This window comes from Methanosarcina spelaei, from assembly GCF_002287235.1.
Lineage (GTDB): Archaea > Halobacteriota > Methanosarcinia > Methanosarcinales > Methanosarcinaceae > Methanosarcina > Methanosarcina spelaei.
The window spans coordinates 1-845 of record NZ_LMVP01000333.1 but is presented as its reverse complement, the minus strand read 5'-3'; the positions used below and the strand labels follow the sequence as shown (position 1 = coordinate 845).

Below are 845 nucleotides of genomic sequence, written 5' to 3'. Positions count from 1 at the left end.
CACTAAGCAATTTGATACTAAGTAATTTGACACTACACAACGGCACTTTCATCGTAGGCGTCTAAGTTTCTTCATATTGACAAGTGGACTAAAAGCCTGTTCATCCACCAAATTAGCGTCATCTTACTTCGAAATCATTCCCAAAACTTATGCTTGTTCCTCTAAATTCTGTATTCAAATTGTAAATTGATTTTCCATAAGACCAATTCTGAAAATTTTATTAACATTAGATCTAAGTTAGTTTTAGGATGAGTTTAGTGTTTAAACTTAGTACATACTTATGTAGAGTTAGAGTGATCCTATCTATCAGGATGTGACTACATGGATAAGTTCATCAAAGATAAAATAAATCAAAGCATAAGTGATAGAAAGAAACATCATTCCCGGTTTTCGGAGAATTGCAGTACTTATAGCTCTTTTCTTGAATTAGAAAAGAAAGCATTTGAAGCCGGTTGCCTTTCAAGGAAACATAAAGAACTAATGGCTTTATCTATTTCTATTGTTACTAAATGTGAACCCTGTATTGAATGGCATGTTCAACAGGCTTGTTTAGCAGGTGCATCAGATAAAGAGATATATGAGACCATAGACGTTGCCATCGAAATGGAAGGTGGCCCAGCGGCTGCATACTCACGATTTGCACTGAATGCACTGGATTTTCATAAAGAAGAAAAATAGAGTTCTTCTACTCTTGAAGTTTCTCATCTGATCGGGACTGAATAATTAGGCGAGGAACTTTAAACCTTAACTTTGTAAATAGGGAACATTTTTTTCCAATAATAATGCTCTTGATCATGTTTCGCTCAAAATTGTCAAAACATAGTCTAAAGTTTATCAGTTTACTC

Annotated in this window: 1 protein-coding gene; it reads left to right on the top strand. The window is 34.3% G+C overall.

Annotated elements, in window-relative coordinates:
• The first annotated feature begins 321 nt into the window (after positions 1-321).
• Positions 322-678, top strand: a complete 357-nt coding sequence (locus ASJ81_RS13830) for a carboxymuconolactone decarboxylase family protein (protein ID WP_095644911.1) — start codon at positions 322-324, stop codon at positions 676-678.
• Positions 679-845: the final 167 nt, after the last annotated feature.